Source organism: Arenicella sp. 4NH20-0111 (genome assembly GCF_040366405.1).
Classification (GTDB): Bacteria; Pseudomonadota; Gammaproteobacteria; order Arenicellales; family Arenicellaceae; genus Arenicella.
Genome location: NZ_BAABWF010000011.1, coordinates 1 through 21,710 on the forward strand (window position 1 = coordinate 1; position 21,710 = coordinate 21,710).

The following is a 21,710-nucleotide window of genomic DNA, read 5'->3' on the forward strand; positions in this document are numbered from 1 at the left end:
CTGGAGGATCTCTTAGAAGATATTCACCGCAGCCTATTGCTATTGGCATCTGGATCATAAACTGGGTCACTAGACATTTATCAGTTAACCCTAGCAGCCCCAGTCAAGGTCGTAGGCTCGAGGCCGTTTAGTCTCGGGGTCAATTCGGGTGCAAACAATCTTGCTAAGTGCTATGAATGGGCACTTTCGAATACTTTGTATCGAATGCACAAATTGCCAATGACTAATCAAGCCCATTGGCTCTAGCTACTCCAAAGATTACAGTCTAGGTGTTAAAATGTTAATGGGTAATAATATTGTTAGCACCGTCCAGTTAGATGTTGGGTCTATTGCCCGAGGCAATCGGTCTAGATCGCCAATTTCTAACAAGATGAGGCTGACGAGTAAGTCGCCAATACCGATGACGGTTTTAACTAGATAAAGGTTAGTGAGTTGATGCTTTTTAAGCTCTTTATAGATGAGCTGTTCGAAACGCCTTAACTCCTTAGTGTGAAAGGCTATTAAATTGAGATCCATATCGATGCTGTGTTGTAAAGACGGCATAGGAAAGGCGTTGCGAAGTATGGTTTGGCTCTTCGATCCACACAGATCACCATTCTTGATGATGAGGTTGTACCGCGATTTGGAGTTCGAGACGTGGGCTTTAAGCTGACTGGTATAGCGCACTATAAGTCGCGCATGGCACGGAGTTGTTTTGGATAGCGTAAACCGATGGGAAAGTTGCCACCACGAATGAGTATAGCGATTTTGTAAGAGTCGATCCGGTCAGACTTGGCTTTGCCGCAGTGAACGGCTTTCATGTGCAAGGCATGGCCAATGATAAAGTCAATGTGGAGATCTTCACAAAAATCAGAGCCCCAGTACCAGCACTGCATACACGCGTCACCGACAACGATATTGCGGAGATAGGGTTTTAGTGATTCGAGTAATGCACTAAGTCAATGTTAACTTTTTGGTGAACTAGGGCTCCCTGATCGTCTGAAATGCAAACCTAGAGCATGCAGGCGTGTAAATCGATACCGCAATAGAAAGGATGTTGATGGTTATGAAATTTAATGGGCCTTCTCCGATGGTTGTGTCGAAACTTCAATTTATACACCAGTAGTGGATAATCTGGAGGAGGCGCAATGACTATCAAACATGTTACTATCATTACACCCAAGCAATGACTGTAGTATCTTTCTGACACCTAAAATAGTAGGTTTACTCTTAATAAAAACTTTAGCGATATTGACTTCGTAGTAAGAGTGCCGGAATTCGGAGGGTACAAAATGGATTTTTCTATTCAATGACCTACAAAGCAGTAGTCGCCAATGCAAAAAAAGTTGTACGTGAATGGAAAGCGCGTACGAACAGCTATGGGCCTGCGCTTTGCTCCTGAGCGGAATAGATCAGCAAGTTGAGCTATTCCACTTTACGCAGGCGTTAATACTACTGCATTTAGCCCCAGTGAATTAGCCTTTTACTATCTAGACCTTTCAAAAAAGCCCATAACCGAGCCGGTTCAGGTTCACTCAAAGCGGACTACATTATATCTTGGTGAAAATCTAACGCCGTTGAGAATTAGGGTCGACCCAACCAATCAAGCGCTAACGTCAGTTACTAACTCTAGTGGCGTCCCTGTCTTGTGCTCTCGGAAAAAGGCTCAAATAATCATCGACGATGGCATCGTCGAGACTCTTGAGGGCAAATTCTGGATTGAAATAGTGCAGGCGCTACACCAAAATGCACACGGCGCTGGAAAGGGCTGACCACCTGAACCGGTGCTACTGCCCATACAAATCATAAATGAGTTGTGAATCAAAATTTTAAGAATTAACCTATATGCTCAGGCCTTGATCCTTTTGCAATGACTCATACGCAGTCAATACCTCATCCCAGCTTTGCACTGCGGCTTTCTCCACTATGGCTTCATTAAGTGCATGCGACCTTTCTTCTTGCTCCCGCGCTAATTCTTGCTTATCAATAGAAATGTTTGAAAGGGCGTCATTCGATGCAATTAATGACACTCTATCCTCCATTCCTTTCATCAACTTGTCGTGAAATGAATGTACCTCTTCGACAAATTTTTCAACCGGTAACAAGAACTCTCCAGATGAAGCAGACCAGGTACCAATACCATCCTGACTATAGTCAGAGTTATCCCAACGAATGACCACTTGCTCATCGAACCTAAAAATCAATATATCTGGCCCACCACCAATTCCCGCTAGTTTTCGACATTGAAACCAATCTGTAGCCTGTGTATATGCATCAAAAAAATCCATCTCCTCCACTGGATCCTCATTTTCATAAGAATCCGCAAATGAGGCTAAGCTGTACTCCCAATTTTTTTGTTTTTCAACTGTCGCAATACAATCAAATAATGCTTTAGGAATTTCTTGAAGCACATTTGGTAAAATAGCTAACAAGTCCTCATGGAGGCGACTAACTTGATAGTCAAAATATGGGCTTACATGAATTTCATCATTCGAATTATCTTTTGACCAGTATCGTAACAACTCAGTAGAGTATTCAAACAACTTTTCCTTTCCAACATTCATATAGTAGTTGGAATCAGTAAGTCCGAACCAACTCAAATACAAATTATTTTCCTCACCCCACGGAATAATTTCTTCGAGTGGCTTCAATTTAAATTCAAACAATGCCATTTATTCTAGCTCGCACATCTTCAACATTTACTTAGTTATCTTACCTGAGAGTTCATCTATTACAGGCACCTTGAATGGTTATTGCAACTTACCACTATCTTTAAATCCTAGAGCCCGTTTAATCGCTGGCGGAATGTCACTGAATTTTAAAGCAGACTTTACATCAGTCGTACTTGCTGACCAATGAGCTTTGCCTCTACTCTCAGTGTACATATATATTGACTTACCATCAGTCGACTTGGCATACCACTTTTTCGGCTGTTTTTCTGCCTTAAGAGCTAGCCTAAAAGCTAGATCATGGTCAAATGGAAGAAGCCCTGAAGCTTTTCCTCCACTACGCAGTCCACCAACATGCTTGTTATTAATCTCTAGCTCAGGCTTTTTCCCTCCTAAGATTAAACCATTGATGGGGCAGACCTTTTGAGCGTTATGATTCAAAACTTTGCTAACACCAACATAATATGTGTGGTCATTATCAACAGTTATGTTGTAGACATCGCGACTCTCTCGATAATTTTTAACTTGTTCTATTTCGATGCTTTTATCATCGATACTAACTAAATAATCACCTTCAACTAAATCGCTAGCATCAACCCATTCATTATTAACATAGAACGGATGCTCATTAGTCGCTGTCAATACCTCACCGGTTTCAAGTGTAATATCTATCAGCTCCTTGGTGCCTTCACCGAAAATTAGATGCGTTACTTCTTGAAGCGACTTTTCGCCAGTTTTATCGTTGTAAGCCCAAACTTTATCCCCAATTTTAACCTCATGAATTGGTCTTAGTCCGTTTTCAGTAGCAACTAATGTATCACTATCAAAGCTGTTGCAACCTCTCTTAAAGAGCTTTAAAAACTTTCCAGGGCTCAATGATGTAAGGAAAATAATTCCCGCTTCTTTTGCGGTCAGACCATCACCATCAGTAGCAGCACCGAAAATATCAAATGCGGTAGTGGCTACACTAATAGTAGACAATATTCCACTAATACTCCCACCAACGCTCACACTACCAATAGAGAAATTCCCGGTCGGGTCTACCATATTGGCTGGATCAACGTTGGCATAAAGGTACTTATGCAAAGTGATCGGGTCATGATTGCGCCCCATCCACGTATCCATCTGCGTAAAACGACCCACGTTCTGGTCGTAATACCTCGCTCTTAGGTAGTGTCGATAGACTACGACACAAATTATGTTCCTATTACTCCTAAAATTAGCATATTAGCCACAAAAGCTTAGACTCGATTAAGACCTTGTGCCAGAGCTATGCTTTAAGAAATACTTATTCGATTCAGCTCTACCCCAGCTAATTGGGGAGCCATTCATAAGGTATCAATGCTTTATTTCCTCTCCATGGCTCCTCCACTAACGCTGATTGAAACCAATCCTTATCAACGTTTGCATGCTCAGTGACTATTATCTGGAAGCCATTTTTTGCTTCCTCACAGTAACTAAAAAAAAGGCGAAATAATTTTATTACCTCTTGCATATCTGTATCAGCATACTCAGCAATTTCACCCTCCAGTTGTTTATACGAAGAAAGGTCTGGAAAATGGACTTGTGAAGGCTGATCAAGAATTAGAAAAGATGGAACAGGAGATCTTTGCTCCGAAAAATATCTATGCAATGCGAGTAACGTTATCACATGACAACCAAGCCAGTTTTCACCACTTCCCTGACGCAACATAGGAACTCCCCCTTGGGGACTATCTGCGTAAACTGTAAGCCTAGGGATATCTAGTCGATAGAGCGAATCAGAATACTCTAACTGCATATTTCTAGCGTATTCAGTCATATAACCACCGACAACATTAAGTGCTGACTGAAGTCTGTCACGGACAGATTCAGCATTTAATTCACTTTCGAGCACGCCTATCTCATGTTTTAGGTTCTCTATGTTTTGAAGTAATTTGGAATCCGGCTTGGTCTCTTTAACGCTTTCGAGAAACAATGAAATACGACCCAGGACGCGCGAGATATGAGCCTCTCTATCTTTAATTACTAAGTTTTCTTTTCGGGAGTCAATAATTGCTGTTATTTTACCTTCGAGATCATCAATCTGTACCTGTATACCGTTCTCCTTTGTTGATAGGTCACTAATATAATCTTGTAACATAGGGTTGCTTTGGTTGAGAGCATCTAGCTGATCAGAAGTCGTTTTCAATGCCTCTTCTATTTGAATAAAACGCGTCGCTGACTCTGGCTCTTGGTTTCCACACACTGGGCATGACGCTTCCTTAGACGGGTCGAATAAACCTATTGGAGAAAGTCTTATCTTATGTTCATCGACGCTTTCGGCATGGGCACTACGATGCTTCTTAAATAGTGTCGCCTGCATGATTTTTTCATTACACTCAACTTGTTCTTTTCGAAGATCGGTCAAATTGCTCTGAAGCAAGTAAAGCTCATCTTTGGAGTACCTCTGTATCTCACTAGGAGTCCAAGTTGAGCATCGTTCGAGAAGCCCCACACATTTCTCAAACTCTAATTCGCTCGATATTAACTCTTGACCGACTAACCCAAAATTCGACGCCTCATGAAGCAACTGTATTGCACGATCGTTGCTTTGGTTAATGATGCTCTCAAGCTGCTTTAGATTTGAATTCAACCTTTTAAGCTCCTTCTTTTTGTCTCCTAAAACGCTTAACTTTGATAGTCGTTCACTGTCCATCGCACCAAGAAAAAATGGGAAAGTGTCTTTTATAGCTTGGTCTAAAAATGACTCGTCTTGACGATGGAACAGAATTTTCTTATTAGCTATCTCTCCTTGTTCCTGAAATAGAAAGCTTTTTGTATGTTTTAAATTTGCCCTATATGCAGTTTCTGTAGTTTCAGTTCTGAATGTTAAGTTTTCGGACAAACCTATTTCTCGTTCTATTTGGTTTCTAACTCCCTCATCATTTGTGTTGACCGTTAAGGTTTCTAGTTCAGGTATACCTACGTCTTCGCTTATCAAAATACACGATTCGGAATTTGACGTATAACTATTCTTTGGTGGTTTCTTCGCTACAAGAATTTGCTTATTTTTAAATTGATAGGTGACTGCATACCAGCTAATAACATCTCGATTCACACCATCGAAAACATTGAACGTTGAACGCCCAAGGCAATAGTCGATGATATTAATAATCGCAGACTTTCCAGTTCTGGATTTACCAGTGATTATATTCAAAGAGTTTAACTTAAATAGTATCTCCCTATAGTCGCCTGTATTGTTATACAAGACGATATTTTTTATTTGCATTAAAGCTGTACCCCCAAAACTGCCATTATAGATATAGCGCTGTTATTTTTTCCGCACATAGAACCAAGTGTTCTGGCCTTCTTTAAATACTCGCCGATCATAGGAAAGTCTCTGGCGGCGCTATTCAACGCGCTCTGTTTAACCAGCTTAATTCCTAACTCTGAATCAGAGTTGATTTGCCCTTGACCATGTAAAAACATAGCTGCCTCCGATACAAAAGGTTTTAGACCACTCGCGCGCTCTGCGAGCCCGACTTTTATTTCCTCTGTATTCTGGAGCCAAGAATGAAATTTGGTAATTGAGCTTTTGGGAATTAGCATCCTCGACTCTCTATGCAATATGATCGGCATCAAAACATATGGGAGATAAAAAGGAATCGGGGACTTTGACTTTGAGTTATATCCGCTCACAATTGAAGCGTAAACCAATCCACAAAATGCAGGATTCAACAGGTTTGTTGTTTCGGTTGATCTATCGCGCATAACTAAGCTTCGGTCTCTAACAGCTGCGCTAACTTATCTGAAAAATTAGGATGCCAACCTATGGAAGGATCAGCTTCATTTGATAACATGTGGTAACTCCCTATCATCACGAACTTATCTGAAACCCTTGGCCTTATTCTTAAATCAGCCTTTGTTTCAACCCAATTCAATATCGATCTTCCCGCTTTCTCCAACTCCTGATCACCACCTTCACCTAATTCATCGAGCACTGAAAGCCGAACACGTTTCCACTCGTCGTTTAGCCTTTGCTCATATTTTGTGATGTCATACTCAATTAATAAGTCGTCCTTTATCCATTTAGTGCGTTGATTGTAAGCCTTATAGTAATCCAGGACCGCATTATGAATTCTTTCCGTACCAACTCCTATAATTTTTAGCTGTCTAACAAACTGATAGCCCATAAAGTCATTTATCTGTTCTTCGCCTAAATACGCATCGCTAAAATCAATCGGTAGCGTATCAGGGTGATAGGCATAAGAAAGTTGTATTACTTTATCTCTGACTTCGTCTCGCCATATTTTCTCTCGATCACCAAATAAAAGCGATACGACTTCGTTAAACCACCAGCCTTCTAATTTGCTGTATAGGTCATCAACAAAATCAGTTTGTACAGATAATTCAAGCCGTTGTTTTATTTTTTCGGTTATATCCTGAGCATTATCTTCTTCAGCCAGGATAGTAATTGAATCACACAACTGAATTTTCTGTTGTTGGTTGAGTGCTAAATAATTTGAAACCGATTTCGCTAAATCATTGTTTTCTATTTCACCCGCAACTCTATCCATCAAGTCTACAGCGACGTTCGTGTTGCGCATCCTTCTTAGCAAATTACTGGCGATAGTTTTTTCTTTAACTTTAGCGGTTGTTACAAGAAAAAACTTGAATTCTTCTGTCTCAAGCTCTTCATTTAATATCTGCCCGGACCATATGCCTATACTTTTCCAAAAGTCGACAGACTTATCTGAAAGATTTATTTTATTAACATGATGTTTTAGCTGAAATAGAACTGTATCTGAATCTGTTTTTACTTCCACATCGTCCAATGATTCCAGCTTTATAAAATAGGCATCAGTATCCTCAATCGCGCGATAAAGTGCATACCTAATTTGATACAAATATCCAAGTTTCGCAAATCCTGCACTGTGAACACTCACTCTAACTTCTCCATGACGAACGCCTCCCCAAAATGAGAGTTTGAGTATTCAAGACAAAATTGATTATGTCAACACACCAAAATTCGCCACTACCGAACCTCGACACGTACCCTGGCAAACGACCAGATTGCCTGAGGTTTAGCGCCTTCCAATAATTTATGAATATTTTGCCTCTTTGAGAGCCTCAACGTTCAACACTCCTTCGCTGCTGGATGAGTACGGAGATACACCTTCTCCAATTGATTAATCGCTACATGCGTATAAACCTGAGTCGTTGAAATATCAGCGTGACCCAGCATTTCCTGTACATAACGGATATCAGCACCTGCATTTAACATCGACGTAGCTGTAGCATGTCTGAACAAATGGCAGGCACCTGGCTTTTCAACACCGGCTCTACGTCGGTACTTCCCTACCGCCTGGCCAATCTGATCCGCTTTTAACGGATAACCCTTATCGTGGAGAAACAAAGCCTCTCTTGATTCGATAGTGAGGAATTTAGGACGCACTTCCTGCAAATATGCTCGAACTCGATCGCAGGCTCTCAACGCGACCGGCAAATGCCTATCCCTTAGCCCTTTCCCCTCTACAATCATGAGCACCTGCTTATCAAAGTCGATGTGAGACAGTTTTAACCTAGCCAGTTCGGAGCGGCGAATAGCCGTTGCGTAAAACAATTCAAGAATCGCCCGATCCCGAATGCCTATAGGGTCACCGCGCAGCATAGCCACAGCAAAAATACGCTCAATCTCTTCTGACGATAATACAGAACGCGGTAGCCGCTTTTTGCACCTCGGCATTTCAAATTCTTCAAAATCTGAATTGGTGATAATACGACGTCGATGTAATCGACGAAGGAAGAGTTTTAAATCAGTCAGAAACTTATATTGACTGTTGATTGATAACGGTTCGCCATCTAATAGTTTCTTGTAGTGATGCAAATACAAGCGAAAGCCCTCCATTACTTCGAGGTTGATCTCTTGTGGCCTCGTTATACCATGAGCCCCACACCACTCGTTAAATCGGCTCAAGGACTGTCGTTTAACGATGATGGTGTTCGGCGACATCCCTTTCGCCAAACAATCATCTAGGTAAAACGACACCGCCTCAGATATAGTTACTATTGCAGGTGCCGGCCACATTACACTTCTCCTAATCGGTTTTCATAGGATTGATCAAAAGGTAGTGCTGTTTTCAAGCGCTTACTGAAGGCCTCATATAGATCGTCCTCACGTTGAGCCACCTCACCTATGTCTTGGTTTCTCGGCAAATTGAGCCTATAGCACTTAAGACTCATTGCTGATAAAGATTGAGCCAGCATCCCCGCAACATGATTACCAGAGTCTGAATTGTCGAACGCCAATACGATTTCAGACGGCTGGTATTTATACAGCTCTTCCATGTGAGCAAGTCCAAAACTAAACAACCCCATGATAGACACCACATTCGAGATTCCTGCACTGATCAGCACAAGCGCTTCCAATGGGCTTTTACACAATACGATTTGACTGTATTGCTCAAGAACTCGACGGTTAAAGAACGTGGCTTCCCCATGAAACCAATGGTGATGGTAGATTTGATCGCACCTGTTTTCAGGGGTAACTCGCCTTCCGTAAGCACCAACAATACGATCATCTCCATCGAAGAATGGAAAAACCACATCACCATGAAAATATTGATATCCACTTGGTTTTAATATTCCCAAGCGCTGCCAAGCTCCACGTACAAGGTCAGACTGCCTCCCTTTGTCTCTGCCATAATTTTTACACAAAGACCGATCAGAAAACCCAAGCCGAAACTCACTGATCAATGGGTGTGTTAGATCAATTTTCCTAGCTTTAAACCAATCCCAAATACGGGGTGTACTCACCAGCACTTCTTCGTAGTGATTAAACGCATGTTCAACGTAGGCATATAGATCATCAGCAGGACGGAGCTCATCGGCACTTTCTCTACCGTTGGTGCTAGACTGATGTAAAGCGGGCGAATAGCCAGCAACCTTGATATTTAAGGGGGTAACTCCGCTAAACATTATCCACCTCCAACTCGCTTCGTTTGAGCTTTCTCATCGATTCGCCCTTGAGACTTAACAAGTGTGAGCGATGAACCACACGATCAATCATGGCATCAGCGACCGTCGGCTCACTGACGTAGTCATGCCATTCACTAACGGGCAGCTGCGACGCTATTAACAGAGAACCTACTTCGTTCTTATCTTCGAATATCTCGAAGAGTTCCCGACGTCCATTAACGGTCATTGGACATATAGCCCAGTCGTCCACAATGAGCAATGAACACTTCGCAATACGTGCGCGCAAATTCGGCAATGAACCATCCAGTCGTATTTCTAGTGCCTCTATTAGCCGAGGAAACCGCCAATACAACACAGGCATGCTTTGCCGAATCGCGGCTTGACCAAAAGCACAGGCCAGCCATGTTTTGCCTACACCCGTTGGTCCTTCGATAATCATGTGCTGATATCGTTTTATCCAATTACAGGTTTTCAGATTAGCTACAGTCTTTTTCTCAAGCCCACGTCGCGCCTTGAAGTCAACGTTTTCCAAAAATGCAGTTGGATACTTTAACTTCGAGGCTCTCAGCAATCGCTGTATCTTACGTTGCCTGCGATCATGGACCTCAGCATCGATCAACAGACTTAATAGTTCATCGAAACATAGCTCTTCGATATTAGGGTCAGTCTGCATGCATTCATAGCGACTGGCCATTCCTAAGAATCTCAAATCAGCCAGAAGCGTTTGGTTTTGTTGGTATGACATTATGCTTGCCCCCCCAATTTAAAATACTCAGAACCGCGCACATTTTGGTGCAGGGGTAACTGACCTTGAAGTGGTATGCCATCCAACTCCGCCAAGTCCAACTTACGCTGCAAAATAGAGCGAATACTCTTAACGGTAAATGACCGTATTGCGGCCGCACGAGAGCAGGCATGCTCAAAGCGCTCGTCTCCATATTGCTTCGCTAAAGATTGCAATTGACTGCATGCGTTACGCCCTACATAGCTATAATCAGGCTTACCCTCAAATTGAGCGTATACAGTCTGCATTGCAGCTGGACCAATTGCCTTACTCCATTTAATAAACTTATCGGCTGTCTGTTCAGCATAAGCTTTGTGCTTGTCAGGGCGGTGTTCAGGGTTTGTTGTATGCCCCCCAGGCTGAAATTGTCTGGCATGCATGGCAATACGTTTTCCATTGAAGTACAACTCAACTACCTTTTCTGATAATCGTGCCTCAACATCTTCACTTACCAACATAAACGGCACGGAGTAAGCATGGTTATCAACGTAGACGTGATAATCCGGCCCCACCTTTTGTTTACTAATCCATTCAGCATACTCGAATGAATGAGCTGGCAGAGGGTTAAGCATTGGCTTATCGAATTCGTTAAACCGACTTAACCGGTTACCTGGTAGCCGTTTGAACGAGCGATTATTGAAGGCCTCTAACAGCTCGGCAATACGGGCATTGATTTCAGCAACGCTAAAAAACGTCTCTTGCTGTAATTTGTTGATAATCCAGATTGTAATCAGCCGGACTGCATTCTCCGCCTTCGATTTGTCTTGTGGTTTTCGAACACGACTAGGGATAATCACAATGCCATAATGAATTGCCCAGTCGTTGAAGGTGCGATTAAGCTCTGGAATCTTACCAGCCTTAGTGACAGCCGACTTCAAGTTGTCAGGCACCTCAACTTCAGGCACCCCGCCATAAAATCGAAGCATCGCATTGTGTGCCTCAATCCAATGCATGCTCTTTTGGCTGGGTACTGCATAAGCAAATGTATAATTCGAGCAGCCCATGCAAGCGACGAAAACTTCGGCCATTAGCTCTTGACCAGTTTTCAACGAACGATACGGTATGCGTTTTCCACAGAAGTCCGTGAATACGACCTCGCCAGCGATATGAGTTTGTCGCATGGTTATATCGAGTTTTGCGCAGAACCGTCGGAAATAGTGTGTGAACTGAGAGTAGGAGTAGGCGTCGCCAGGGTCAATTAAACGGTAATCTTCCCAAAGTTCCGTCAAGACCTGATGCTTGCGCTGCATCTTCGCATAGATAAAGTCCCAATCAGGCAATCGCTTACCTGGAACAGGTAGACCTTTACCCTTCAATAGAGACCGAATCTCCATATCACCCATCTCTTTAACGTCAGCCAAGCTATGGCCACTGTCTTTCAAAAGAAGCCGATATCGCCTAATCGTATTAGGCGCTAACCCTACCATTTTAGCGATCTTTCGGTTCGATAGCGATGTGCTCAATATGAGCTCAACTGCATATCGCATCTGCGATTGTTTAAGTTTCATTTTTCGAGTATTCCTCATTAATTTTTGAATTTAATGAGGCAATAAACGGCCTACAACGCATGATCGATTGTGCGATCAGCATTGACGAAGTAGGCTTTTTGAGGGATACTAGAAGTCGAAAAGGTATTCCAGTAATATCTCAGGCCAGATTAGAGTGACAGCTCTTTTCTGGCTTTTTCATTTATTGCCCCAGTTTTTTGGCAAACCTTTTATCTGATCACATAGTTTTATCCTCCTGATTGCCCTTCATATCTAGCTTTGGCAAGATAGTGAGCAACATCTTTCGTTAATGCGTAATAGCCTCTTCGACCATCCATTCTAAAAATTGGTACAGGCACTGTTTTTCGTGCAATCGATGTTCTAAACGCGTCCGTTGAGACGTATCCAAGAGATTTGGTTAAATGCTCACCCGAAAGAACTGGCCCGTAAAGCTTCAGAAGGTCCTCCTCTAAAGCTGCTTCTAGTGTTTTTTCTAGCGCACTAAAATCATTCATAAATTATTCACCGGCACCTGTTTGGAACGTTATAAAACAAATCACAACTTAATGTTTTTATTCTATCCAGCTCCTCAAAATTGCGGAAGGGTCAAGGTTTTACCCCCAAGGCACCAGTTTTGATATAAAGTGGGACACTTATTTTCTATTATTATCAGCCACTTACCGATTTTAGGGCGTTTATAACAAAAATAGGACTAAAAATTAATATCAGGACGACAAACGCAAATCCACCATCAATCTGGCAATTAAGAAGGATTGCGACACAACTCTTGTTCACTGAACTGAAAGGCATTTCAGAGATAAGTAATGGAGAACTACATAGGCTTCTTTATCGATGTGATGAGGAGTATTAAGGCGACACTTCAAGAATACTTAGTAAATATGCGAGAGGGGCGTGCTCCATTTCTGAAGACTCACCTTTACTTGAAAAAGTCGAAAGTCGATTCTCTGGAAAAGCCAAAATATTGAAACATCCACTTTGGTTCATCCTTAAAAACCCATCATCGAACCAAGAAACCATCATCAAAAAGATGAAGGAGCTAAACTCTAGTATTCAATCTAAAGTTTTTGAAAAGGTCCAGACAGAAAACTTGATTTTGCGTCGAAAGTGGAAAAACGCCAAGCCTCTATACTATATCGGACGAGACAACAGCCTAGATGCTCTGGCGTGCCTCTTAATGGTCATAAGAGAGATGGAAATTCTGAAACGCTGGGATATATACGTTTACGCCAAGTGGTTTGCTCATTGGCTTTTTTTTCGTCTAGCACACTTTGAACCTTTTAAAACCGTAGCCCATAAGCTTTATCCGACAATCTACTTTTCATTTATCAATCGAAATGAACCACTCCCTGTAAACGACTTCCTTTCGTATTCGATGTATGGTCAGCTCGTTTCACCGAGATTCGTAACTGACAAAAAGCAAATTGATGACAAATTTGCGAGCATTTTGTCGATGACTGAAAACTTAAATCTTGATGCCAACAACAAGGAGGCCAAACTTGAACTTCTTTTTTGGTGTTGTACTTATGGCTTAAACGCAATAAGTGAGTCTTTAGATCCGAATAATTCCAAGCTAGAAAACCAAGTCTTTATCAAGAAACTGACACAGGCCTCCAATAGTTCAAACACGAAACAACATCTACCAAGCACTCGAATCCTCGACGTATATGGACCATATTGTATGATTGAAGAGACTCAAGATCGCCAACTCCACACTGAACTGCTTGAACTCGATTAACTGCCGAGCAATCTCAGCATAAATGGAATTTGAAATGATTTTCTAGACTATCCAGATATCTGCGGAATAATATCCTTCAATTCAATATCCAATGCCCTGACAATTTTGACCAGCGTCAAAAAAGAGGCATTAATTTCTCCGCGTTCCAAACTCCCGTAGTAACTTCTCCCTAAACCAACTTCATAAGCAAAATTATCTTGCGAGAACCCGGCTTTCTCGCGATATCTGCGAATATTCTTACCCAATAAAACCAATTCTGGCGACTTAGTCTTCATCCACCAGAATATATTTATGTGCCTTAAATATAGACACCCCATATATAGGGCAATATACTTCTACGGAAAAATTGCTATTCGAAGAAAATATGATTCAATTTCATGGAAATGCTCAGATCAATGTTCTGGGTGAAGCTAGAAAACCAATGGATGATTACACGCTCTATAGCTATATAGAGCTGAAAGTTAACAATCAATTGATCCAATTTAGAGACATCTATGTCCACGATCAAATCAATGCAGGGCTAGTCCCTGGCACCTCAGCAAGCGTTGCCATTGCCTCGTTTATGGAATACTCCGTATATTCTCTGGCTGAACCGATTAATGAGATGATCTTGCTCAAAACTAAAAACGAGGAAAGAATACACTTCACCGCACTTATCGAGGAACTGAAAAAAACACCACGGTACCCAAAGTTATTTTTATGGATTATTCTCATGCCAATTCGCGTCGTGCGCTCGACCTTCAGCAGTTCTGGGGTTGGAGGACTCGGCGGATTAATTGGTGGTTTGACAGTTGGTTACTGCTCCATATTCCTAGCGCCAGTGGTGGCTCCATTTACGTTCTTGAAAAGACGTAGAACTTACAGAGAGCTCGTGAAATCTTCCAAAGTGTTTCTGGAGCAGACCCAAAAGTTTAGCCAAAACAATACTGAGTACCAGCTGCTTCAAGAACACATAGAGCCATTTTAAATATCTATAATTTACATCCACATTGGCATCTAATTTTCGCAACCGTAAAGCCCTAAAGTGGATCAGTAGAGTCAACGGGCAGGCAATTCTAACAACGGCTGTAAAATACTCGAGATATCAAGCAGGTGAGTAATGGAAGGAACAGTAGCTCATTTATTTCGTATGAGCTGTTATCTAAAGCCTTGTTTGAAATATTTTGAGACCTCTGAGATACTCAAAAAGGCATTATTAAGAACATCGAAAAAGGTCAATTCATGGATTCTAAAGGAGTTTTGTCAAAACTTCCCAGTTGGGCGATTAGTCTACTCTGCATCGTCTTAATCTACATTTTGTTCACGGCATTTATTTACCCCAAAACGCCGATTAATTTGGGCAAAAAGTTTGGCACTGTCGGAGGGCAGATAGTTCCAAGTAATAATATTTCTGAAAAGAAATTAACTGATACAGAAATTACAGATAGATTTGTCAATAATGAAAACGAAATCAAGGCTATCCAAAGTCTGCTAGAAGAAATTAAGGCGAACCAGGTTGAAACCAGTGTAACTCCGCTAACACCATTAGAAAGCGAGGATATTGGATCAATAACATTCTTCAGTAATAGCCATAGAACCGGTTTTTCAAAAGACTTTGTTATTAAAGATGAAAATATAGGAAAATGGATTCCTGTTGGTCCAACAATGAACGATCAGGCATCATCGTTTATTGTGAGCATGCCACAGGGGTACTCACTTAGACTAGCGACGGACAATCCACATAGTGGCCAGGGAGTCGGCAAAGAACTCCTTCAAGGTTCGCAAGGAAAGCGAGTTGCGTATGATGATCTGAACGAAATTGAAATGAACGATCAAATATCAGCTTTCATGGTAGACCAAAATTAGCATTGCGTACGTAACGCCAAAAACATTAGCCAACTATGCCTTCGCCTTCTTGGCGAGCTGCATCTAGAACTCCATCATGATCATTTAACGACTCTATAGGGCTCATTTCATCAAGCCAACTATTAGGTGAGTCGAACCAGAGCGCTATTTGCCAGGCACTCATTTCATTGGGTAGAATCTTAAGGATCTTCTCTATTACTGGTTTCGGTGAGCCTTCTGAAAACTGAAATATTGGAAATTTTTCTACACCGTTAACTTTGATCGCAAAGATTTTTCCCTCTTTCTTCCAACTTGATACTAAAGCAGTGTCATACTGGAATTCTGCAACAAATTGCCCACACAACTCGGCAGCGCTGAGTACTGGAGTGCGACGTAGATAGTCTGCTCTCATTACGGCATTGTCGCGTTCAATTTGAATATCCACTTCGGCCCTAGGTTGCCTATCTAGAAATAGATCCACCAATCTTTCGATGTTTCTCTCAGAGCGTGTTGTGCTGCGATCATCAAATATTCTTACCGTTGTCTCGAATATTTTCTTAAAGGCATTGCAAGCTAGATCGTCTTTACTTTTTATTAGCACAACTTGAACTTCTTTCGACCCAAGCTCATCAAGTGGTACTGAGAACTTTTCTCTCAGCTTAGGAGGAAAGCTGTCTATATCTGCTCGGGAAAGACTGAAATTGGATATTAGCGTTTTCACAATAGCCCTCAATAAAAAATCGATACAGACACTATAGTGCCAACGGGCAATTAGATTCAAATCAACAACAGACAAACTCTTGAACAACTAATTTCTCGTTAAGTTTATTAGCTGGTGGGCATTAGTATCAGCGCGACTCAACTCAATCATTTTAAAAGTGTGGGCATTTAGTCCGGCACAGCTGGGCATTCTCTGTAGCGCCTGCAAAATAGAAAAGAATGAGATTCAGGCAAAATATACGAGCGACAAGAAGTAGCTTAAACTTAAACTCTGGGATGATAGAGAAAAAACTGTAACACTTGAGGTGATCACAGAAGGAAAGAGCAAAGTCGCTCCATTAACTGTGACGTTCTTTAATGTCGCGTATGGACTCGCAGTATTAATTCAGCCTCCAGACGGCACTAACATTATGGCCGATACTGGAAAAGGGATATGAATGAGCGATCCGTGCTTCCATTCTTGATTACAAATAAGATTCCTTTGCATGAATTTTGGACCTCTCACCGTCATAGCGATCATCGGAGTGGCAAAGAGATTTTGCGCACGGCCTATAAAGAAATTAGCGGCGGCGCTCTAAAAGACAGCCTATCGCTCTCGATAAAAGATAATATCGGCTGTACACCTTCGGGAGACACAGCTTTTAATAGAGGAGATGCGCATCTCGGTGCGGCGAAAATCTCTATACAGAATGCTCATGGTGGCCGCTATAACAACGGTTTTCTCGATTTGAACGCTACCTCACTCGCTTTTCGCTTAGAGTACTCTGGATTTCGTTTCTGCTTCCAAGAGGACTTATACAGTCAACACGCAGATGAAGGTCACTGCTATTTTGGAGAAGACGCCATTAAAGTTAACGTTCTTCAAAGCAGCCATCAGTGGCACGGATCAATAAACCCTGAGTACATTAGAGAAACAAATGCCGATCTAATTATTGTATCAGCCGGTGAACAGATTTGGGGAGCAAGCTCATTCACACAAGGTGGGCTAAATGAAGTTGATTTCTTAAAAGCCAACGCCCTAATTTTATGGAACGCCCAATGACATTTGACGTCGGGCACATAGCGGTCAAAGTCTTCGAAGATGGGTGTTTTACATATGAGACAATCAATACCAATGGGGTACATAGGATTCAGGGGAGGGCTATTGACTAGGATCCCAAATATCATGGGCTATTAAAAGGCAGATTTAGTGGAACTAGAGGTCGGAAACTTCGATGGTTACGTTAAGGAGCGATAAAGAGTCCCGGTCATCGAAAAGGTCATTGAACTCTAAAATCGACATTGAGAGAAAAAAGCTACCGTGACAATCTAAGACAATTGGAATAAGCGCTGGATACTCAGGAACTTAAGCTCTGGTCTTCGACCCTAAATTTACTTTAATTGGAGCCAACTATCATGAAAGCAACTTTGACCATAGATCTAAATCTGAACCTAATAACTGACTAAACTTTTGAACTTTTTCACTGCGTAAAAAAACATCATATCGGGCAAATATGTATTTTGAGTGCTGCCACCATTTTATACGTGAGTAATGCTTAAACTCCCAGTTTTGATTAATAGTTAGCGCCTATCAGTTTTCCACAATGAAACCGGCAGTCCCTCAATTCTATTGTTGGCCGCTCTGATTTTCGCTAAATGCCTCATTCCCTTCGTTTGCCAAACTTCCATATATTGCTCACTATCTACAAATGTCGAGGGAAATGCGATAGAACCGCCCAATGAGGTTAGGTCGAAAGACTCGATAAAGCTAGACCTATCTCTAAGCTTCAATAATATATTGCGAGCCTCGTCGAATTCACCTAGGTGAGCAAGAACTGATGCCATCATAAGTGTTGGAGTTGCATCATTCATCCAACCACGCCGCCCTATCTGACGACCTCTTTTATGCACAAAAATCTCGACCATATCACGTAATTCGTCTTCGCTTGATACGTCTTCGTTCGAGTACCCTGCTTTTACATAAGCTGCCGCACTATCCACATAGCGTTGTATGGCCTCCTCAATGTAAAATGGCGATCCATGCTGGATTGAAGTTAAAAACACGATATAGTCGTAGCTAGGATCATTGCAGCGATCACAATCAAAAATCAGATCCTTAACTTCTGACACCTTTCCGCTCCCAGCCAAAGACATGAGTTTCAAATTAAGTGGTATGACATTTTTCGAATCTAAGAAAATTGCTCTGTCGAGGGAACGATGAGCGGCCGAAAGCAAACCTTCGGCTAATAAAGTAATACCTAGCACATAATGTGCTTCTGCAAGTTTTGGAGCAATTTCTAAGGCCCTCTTAGCATGAAATTTCGCTTTGGTAGTATCTAGCTCTCGACGCAAGGAAAATGCTGCGACACCGATATGCGCGTACGCGCTGCTCGAATCCAAACTCATCGCTCTATCGAGAGCCTGCTTAGCTTCCGAATCTGCAGTAACTCGAGACTCTCCAGATACTTCAGGTAAGGACAGCGCCATCGCTATGCCATACCGTGCCCAGGCATCAGCAAAGTCCGGAGCCAGTGAAACAGACATTCGAAAAGCTTTGACAGCTTTTCTTCGTGAACTTAAGTTTCCTCTCTCAGGCCAAAGGGCAACGCCATCCAAATAGTGTTCAAAGGCTTCATCGGAAATATCCTGCGCAGATGCTCTACCAACGCCAATACCAACACCTAGTCGAGCTTGCAAAGCTCTACTGATTTCCTGGGCGATATCTTTTCTCGCTATATTGTTCAATCCATTTCTTTTAAAAATTATGCTTGACCAGAGTCGGTCTCCAGTGCCTGCGTCCACACATTGAACAGCTACACGTAAACCTTTATCTGTTTGCTCGACGGTACCTTGCAAAACAAAGTCGGCCTTTTGATGGCTAGATTGTTTTGGGGTGTCTAAATCAATTACCTTGAGCTTAGCTATTCCGGATAGTGCAGCATGTAATTCCATGTTAAGACCTGAAGAAAACCGCTCAATATCAGCATCGTGCGTCAGTTCAGTAAACGACCGAATAGAAACCGTAACCGGATCTACATCCTCATTAGGCCCCACGATTTGATAAAGAAAAATTACTAAAACTATTATCAGAACGGCAATAGGGCCTAACTTGGAGACTATTGCTTCGAAGCCTAGCCATCTAAATCTACCAACTTGTCCCTTATCGTCAGAAGCATCATCAATCTCCTCATCGATTGCGATATATTTAATACGTCGTGTTAAACGATATCCACGTTTGGGTATCGTTTCAATGTAGCGACCACCGTTCGGCACCTCTCTGAAAACCTTTCTTAAAAGTGAAATCGCACGAACTAGTCTCTCACTAGTACCGTATTCACTGCCCCAAACCCGTTCTATGAGGATATCCTGACTGACTACCTGACCTGCCTCGTCAGCAAGAACGCAAAGCACTCGCATCACTAGAGGCTCAATTTGAAAGGCACTTGAATTGAGAACGATTCTATGGCGATCAGGATCCACATCAAATTCGCCAATTGAAAAGCCTGGTTGTATAAGTTGATCGCTCATTTACGGGCCATAGAAGTGGTTAAGCTATTCCAATTTGGAAAGGAAATTAGATTTTTCTGACTAAGCGCCACGCAGAAACACTACGTTATTGAGGACGAAAAAGCTGTCATTCTTCTCCCTCATAATTTCCACAGACTTTCCTTCGATAAACATCGCATACCCCAAAGGTTTTTCTCTCAACAAACCAACTATTCTATCTATCTCTGAACAACCTTGAGAGAGACTAACGATGAAAATTTTCTGCTCAACAAAACATATTAAGGCGATAGCGTTCATTACGGCAATGACTATTCTATCAGGGTGCGTGACCTCATCAATAGACAATATTAGTTGGATTCACGAAAAACCACTAGTAAATGAAACTAATGACTCAAATGCAAGAAAAGCTACGACCAACTTCCCAGAGAAGCCTGCGCAGTACTATCTGAGGTCAAGACAGGCACGTTCGGACACTCAAAACCACAAATGCAGCAAAGCTCTTCCGGAACTGGAAGACTTGGTATTGGAATACACTGATGACGGCGATTTATGGCGAGCACTGGCAATATGTCGCGCTGAGGCCGTTGATACAAAAGGTGCCATCTCTGCCTACCGTGAGGCGCTCGCTCTAGGCACTACTCCGTGGGAGTCTGAACGCTCTTCGTCTTACAACCCAAACGATATCATGATTTTGATCTCCAAAATCTATGCGAAAAATGGTGAAAACAAATCGGCACTTGAATGGCTAAAATTGGGGCTAAAAGCCAGATATGACGACATACCAGGGCTGATCGATGCCCCAGAATACCAACTTCTAAAGACGACACGGGAGTTCCAGCAGTTATTGGGCATTAGTCACGTGATGACTACTAGCCGACATGAAGGCTGGCTAAGTGACATCACCTATTTACGCAGTAAAGTAGCCGTCTTACATTCAAACCCCGACCACCACTCTAGCGCACTCCATTTGAATAAATTCCTAGACAAGCTAATTGAGAACATCCCCAGCCTCTCAGATGAACAGATAACGGCTCGAATCACCGCGTTTGTCGGAGCCTTAGGAGCAGGACACGATATATTTTGGCCGGTTGACGGGCTGCGAGGCAGGCTTATTCCATTTGCGTTGAAGTTTTATCAGTTTTCAGACGGGCTTTACATTATTGATGCTTACGAAGATGCTTTGATAGGAGCAAAAGTCGACCTAGTCGGAGATATGTCTGTTGAAAACGCCTACGACATCATTCGAGTTGCGTTCCCGGGAGATAACGACATGGGAGCTAAATGGCACTCGGTTCGTCACTTTGCACAACCCTATACCCTAGAATATTTAGGGGTAGTAAATGACGCGGAGAGCGCGACCATAACGGTTACCTTGACAAGCGGCGAACAACGGACAATTTTACCGAAACGGCGTCCCTTTACACCCTTTACACCTGCCCTAGCAATGCCAAAGAACGGAAAGATACCTCTTTACCTCAGTAAACTAAACAAAAACTATTGGACTCAGGAATTGAGACATTTGAATGCTCTTTACGTCCAAGTCAATTTAATGATCAATGACGAACAAGAAAGCATCTCTCAATTCGCAGAGCGTATTGAACAAGAATCATCATCGCCAAGTATTCACAACCTTATTCTAGACCTTCGCCACTCGCCTGGCGGGAACGGATATTTGACGCCCCCTCTACTCCGACAGCTAATCCGATTTAATGCTGACCCATCCAAAGGCGAACTTTTTGTCCTCATAGGTCGCAATACTTTTTCAGCCAGTCAAAATTTGATTACGGATTTAGATTGGATCGCAAACCCGATCTTTGTTGGAGAGCCAAGCGGATCTAAACCGAACGCATACTCTGAATCGGGACGCTTACAGCTACCTAACAGTAAGTTTGGGCTAATAGTGTCATCGCAGTTCCACCAGCATTCGTGGCCGGAAGATTCTCGAATTTGGATTGCTCCCGATGTGCCTGTCACGCTGACCTCAAAAGCCTACTTTGCTGGGCGTGATCCATTAATTGAAGCGGTACAACAAATAATTCAAACTAACGAACAACAATGAAAGCTAA

At 42.3% G+C, this 21,710-nt stretch carries 19 protein-coding genes; 5 read left to right on the plus strand and 14 right to left on the minus strand.

What is annotated here, in order from left to right; translation table 11 throughout:
• Positions 1 to 258 precede the first annotated feature (258 nt).
• The 11 genes from ABWW54_RS17560 to ABWW54_RS17610 all read right to left on the minus strand — a co-directional run bounded on the left by ABWW54_RS17560 (position 259) and on the right by ABWW54_RS17610 (position 12,373).
• The gene (locus ABWW54_RS17560; RefSeq protein ID WP_353414159.1) at positions 259 to 543 is read right to left on the minus strand and encodes a hypothetical protein; all 285 of its coding nucleotides are present in this window, start codon (positions 541 to 543) and stop codon (positions 259 to 261) included.
• A 1,277-nt stretch (positions 544 to 1,820) separates the two neighbouring features.
• Positions 1,821 to 2,651, minus strand: coding sequence for a DUF5984 family protein (locus tag ABWW54_RS17565; RefSeq protein ID WP_353414161.1), 831 nt, complete (start codon positions 2,649 to 2,651; stop codon positions 1,821 to 1,823).
• A 78-nt stretch (positions 2,652 to 2,729) separates the two neighbouring features.
• Positions 2,730 to 3,848, minus strand: a complete 1,119-nt coding sequence (locus tag ABWW54_RS17570) for a polymorphic toxin-type HINT domain-containing protein (protein ID WP_353414309.1) — start codon at positions 3,846 to 3,848, stop codon at positions 2,730 to 2,732.
• Positions 3,849 to 3,960: 112 nt separating this feature from the next.
• Positions 3,961 to 5,898, minus strand: a complete 1,938-nt coding sequence (locus ABWW54_RS17575; protein WP_353414163.1) for a DUF3732 domain-containing protein — start codon at positions 5,896 to 5,898, stop codon at positions 3,961 to 3,963.
• Positions 5,898 to 6,380 (minus strand): three component ABC system middle component, encoded by a 483-nt coding sequence (locus tag ABWW54_RS17580; RefSeq protein WP_353414165.1) that lies wholly within the window; start codon positions 6,378 to 6,380, stop codon positions 5,898 to 5,900. The genes ABWW54_RS17575 and ABWW54_RS17580 overlap by 1 nt, the downstream gene beginning before the upstream one ends.
• A 2-nt stretch (positions 6,381 to 6,382) precedes the next feature.
• Entirely contained in the window at positions 6,383 to 7,555 is a 1,173-nt protein-coding gene (locus ABWW54_RS17585) for an ABC-three component system protein (protein ID WP_353414167.1), read from the minus strand.
• Between the two features lie 191 nt (positions 7,556 to 7,746).
• Entirely contained in the window at positions 7,747 to 8,697 is a 951-nt protein-coding gene (locus ABWW54_RS17590; RefSeq protein WP_353414169.1) for a tyrosine-type recombinase/integrase, read from the minus strand.
• Positions 8,697 to 9,587, minus strand: a complete 891-nt coding sequence (locus ABWW54_RS17595) for a toprim domain-containing protein (RefSeq protein ID WP_353414170.1) — start codon at positions 9,585 to 9,587, stop codon at positions 8,697 to 8,699. The genes ABWW54_RS17590 and ABWW54_RS17595 overlap by 1 nt, the downstream gene beginning before the upstream one ends.
• Positions 9,580 to 10,332: an IS21-like element helper ATPase IstB gene (gene istB, locus ABWW54_RS17600; RefSeq protein WP_353414171.1), complete on the minus strand. Its 753-nt coding sequence runs from the start codon at positions 10,330 to 10,332 to the stop codon at positions 9,580 to 9,582. The genes ABWW54_RS17595 and istB overlap by 8 nt, the downstream gene beginning before the upstream one ends.
• Entirely contained in the window at positions 10,332 to 11,879 is a 1,548-nt protein-coding gene (gene istA, locus ABWW54_RS17605) for an IS21 family transposase (protein WP_353414173.1), read from the minus strand. The genes istB and istA overlap by 1 nt, the downstream gene beginning before the upstream one ends.
• A 227-nt stretch (positions 11,880 to 12,106) precedes the next feature.
• On the minus strand, positions 12,107 to 12,373 hold the full coding sequence (locus ABWW54_RS17610; RefSeq protein ID WP_353414175.1) for a hypothetical protein: 267 nt from the start codon (positions 12,371 to 12,373) through the stop codon (positions 12,107 to 12,109).
• Positions 12,374 to 12,840: 467 nt separating this feature from the next.
• Between ABWW54_RS17610 and ABWW54_RS17615 the strand changes: the two genes are divergently transcribed.
• Complete coding sequence (locus ABWW54_RS17615; protein WP_353414177.1) at positions 12,841 to 13,614, plus strand: hypothetical protein; 774 nt, start codon at positions 12,841 to 12,843, stop codon at positions 13,612 to 13,614.
• A gap of 47 nt (positions 13,615 to 13,661) precedes the next feature.
• Here ABWW54_RS17615 and ABWW54_RS17620 read toward each other — a convergent pair whose 3' ends face one another.
• On the minus strand, positions 13,662 to 13,889 hold the full coding sequence (locus ABWW54_RS17620; RefSeq protein WP_353414179.1) for a helix-turn-helix transcriptional regulator: 228 nt from the start codon (positions 13,887 to 13,889) through the stop codon (positions 13,662 to 13,664).
• Positions 13,890 to 13,978: 89 nt separating this feature from the next.
• On the opposite strand from ABWW54_RS17620, the gene ABWW54_RS17625 reads away from it, so the two are divergent.
• Together ABWW54_RS17625 and ABWW54_RS17630 are read left to right on the plus strand one after the other, a co-directional pair.
• Positions 13,979 to 14,581, plus strand: a complete 603-nt coding sequence (locus ABWW54_RS17625; protein ID WP_353414181.1) for a hypothetical protein — start codon at positions 13,979 to 13,981, stop codon at positions 14,579 to 14,581.
• A 254-nt stretch (positions 14,582 to 14,835) separates the two neighbouring features.
• A complete protein-coding gene (locus ABWW54_RS17630; RefSeq protein WP_353414182.1) occupies positions 14,836 to 15,459 on the plus strand; it encodes a hypothetical protein in 624 nt (207 codons plus the stop codon).
• A gap of 25 nt (positions 15,460 to 15,484) precedes the next feature.
• On the opposite strand, the gene ABWW54_RS17635 is transcribed toward ABWW54_RS17630, so the two are convergent.
• The gene (locus ABWW54_RS17635; RefSeq protein ID WP_353414184.1) at positions 15,485 to 16,159 is read right to left on the minus strand and encodes a hypothetical protein; all 675 of its coding nucleotides are present in this window, start codon (positions 16,157 to 16,159) and stop codon (positions 15,485 to 15,487) included.
• Positions 16,160 to 16,591: 432 nt separating this feature from the next.
• Here ABWW54_RS17635 and ABWW54_RS17640 point away from each other — a divergent pair, with 432 nt between their 5' ends.
• Positions 16,592 to 17,200 (plus strand): ComEC/Rec2 family competence protein, encoded by a 609-nt coding sequence (locus tag ABWW54_RS17640; RefSeq protein WP_353414186.1) that lies wholly within the window; start codon positions 16,592 to 16,594, stop codon positions 17,198 to 17,200.
• A 518-nt stretch (positions 17,201 to 17,718) separates the two neighbouring features.
• Here ABWW54_RS17640 and ABWW54_RS17645 read toward each other — a convergent pair.
• The gene (locus tag ABWW54_RS17645; RefSeq protein ID WP_353414188.1) at positions 17,719 to 19,665 is read right to left on the minus strand and encodes a winged helix-turn-helix domain-containing protein; all 1,947 of its coding nucleotides are present in this window, start codon (positions 19,663 to 19,665) and stop codon (positions 17,719 to 17,721) included.
• Positions 19,666 to 19,894: 229 nt separating this feature from the next.
• On the opposite strand from ABWW54_RS17645, the gene ABWW54_RS17650 reads away from it, so the two are divergent.
• The gene (locus ABWW54_RS17650) at positions 19,895 to 21,703 is read left to right on the plus strand and encodes a hypothetical protein (RefSeq protein ID WP_353414190.1); all 1,809 of its coding nucleotides are present in this window, start codon (positions 19,895 to 19,897) and stop codon (positions 21,701 to 21,703) included.
• Positions 21,704 to 21,710: the final 7 nt, after the last annotated feature.

Bases quoted from the DNA above. Each gene is read 5' to 3' on its own strand.
- ABWW54_RS17560 (WP_353414159.1), bottom strand. From the start codon at position 543: ATGCCGTCTTTACAACACAGCATCGATATGGATCTCAATTTAATAGCC.
- ABWW54_RS17565 (WP_353414161.1), bottom strand. From the start codon at position 2,651: ATGGCATTGTTTGAATTTAAATTGAAGCCACTCGAAGAAATTATTCCG.
- ABWW54_RS17575 (WP_353414163.1), bottom strand. From the start codon at position 5,898: ATGCAAATAAAAAATATCGTCTTGTATAACAATACAGGCGACTATAGG.
- ABWW54_RS17580 (WP_353414165.1), bottom strand. From the start codon at position 6,380: ATGCGCGATAGATCAACCGAAACAACAAACCTGTTGAATCCTGCATTT.
- ABWW54_RS17590 (WP_353414169.1), bottom strand. From the start codon at position 8,697: ATGTGGCCGGCACCTGCAATAGTAACTATATCTGAGGCGGTGTCGTTT.
- ABWW54_RS17595 (WP_353414170.1), bottom strand. From the start codon at position 9,587: ATGTTTAGCGGAGTTACCCCCTTAAATATCAAGGTTGCTGGCTATTCG.
- istB (WP_353414171.1), bottom strand. From the start codon at position 10,332: ATGTCATACCAACAAAACCAAACGCTTCTGGCTGATTTGAGATTCTTA.
- istA (WP_353414173.1), bottom strand. From the start codon at position 11,879: ATGAAACTTAAACAATCGCAGATGCGATATGCAGTTGAGCTCATATTG.
- ABWW54_RS17610 (WP_353414175.1), bottom strand. From the start codon at position 12,373: ATGAATGATTTTAGTGCGCTAGAAAAAACACTAGAAGCAGCTTTAGAG.
- ABWW54_RS17620 (WP_353414179.1), bottom strand. From the start codon at position 13,889: ATGAAGACTAAGTCGCCAGAATTGGTTTTATTGGGTAAGAATATTCGC.
- ABWW54_RS17625 (WP_353414181.1), top strand. From the start codon at position 13,979: ATGATTCAATTTCATGGAAATGCTCAGATCAATGTTCTGGGTGAAGCT.
- ABWW54_RS17630 (WP_353414182.1), top strand. From the start codon at position 14,836: ATGGATTCTAAAGGAGTTTTGTCAAAACTTCCCAGTTGGGCGATTAGT.
- ABWW54_RS17640 (WP_353414186.1), top strand. From the start codon at position 16,592: ATGAATGAGCGATCCGTGCTTCCATTCTTGATTACAAATAAGATTCCT.
- ABWW54_RS17645 (WP_353414188.1), bottom strand. From the start codon at position 19,665: ATGAGCGATCAACTTATACAACCAGGCTTTTCAATTGGCGAATTTGAT.
- ABWW54_RS17650 (WP_353414190.1), top strand. From the start codon at position 19,895: ATGAAAATTTTCTGCTCAACAAAACATATTAAGGCGATAGCGTTCATT.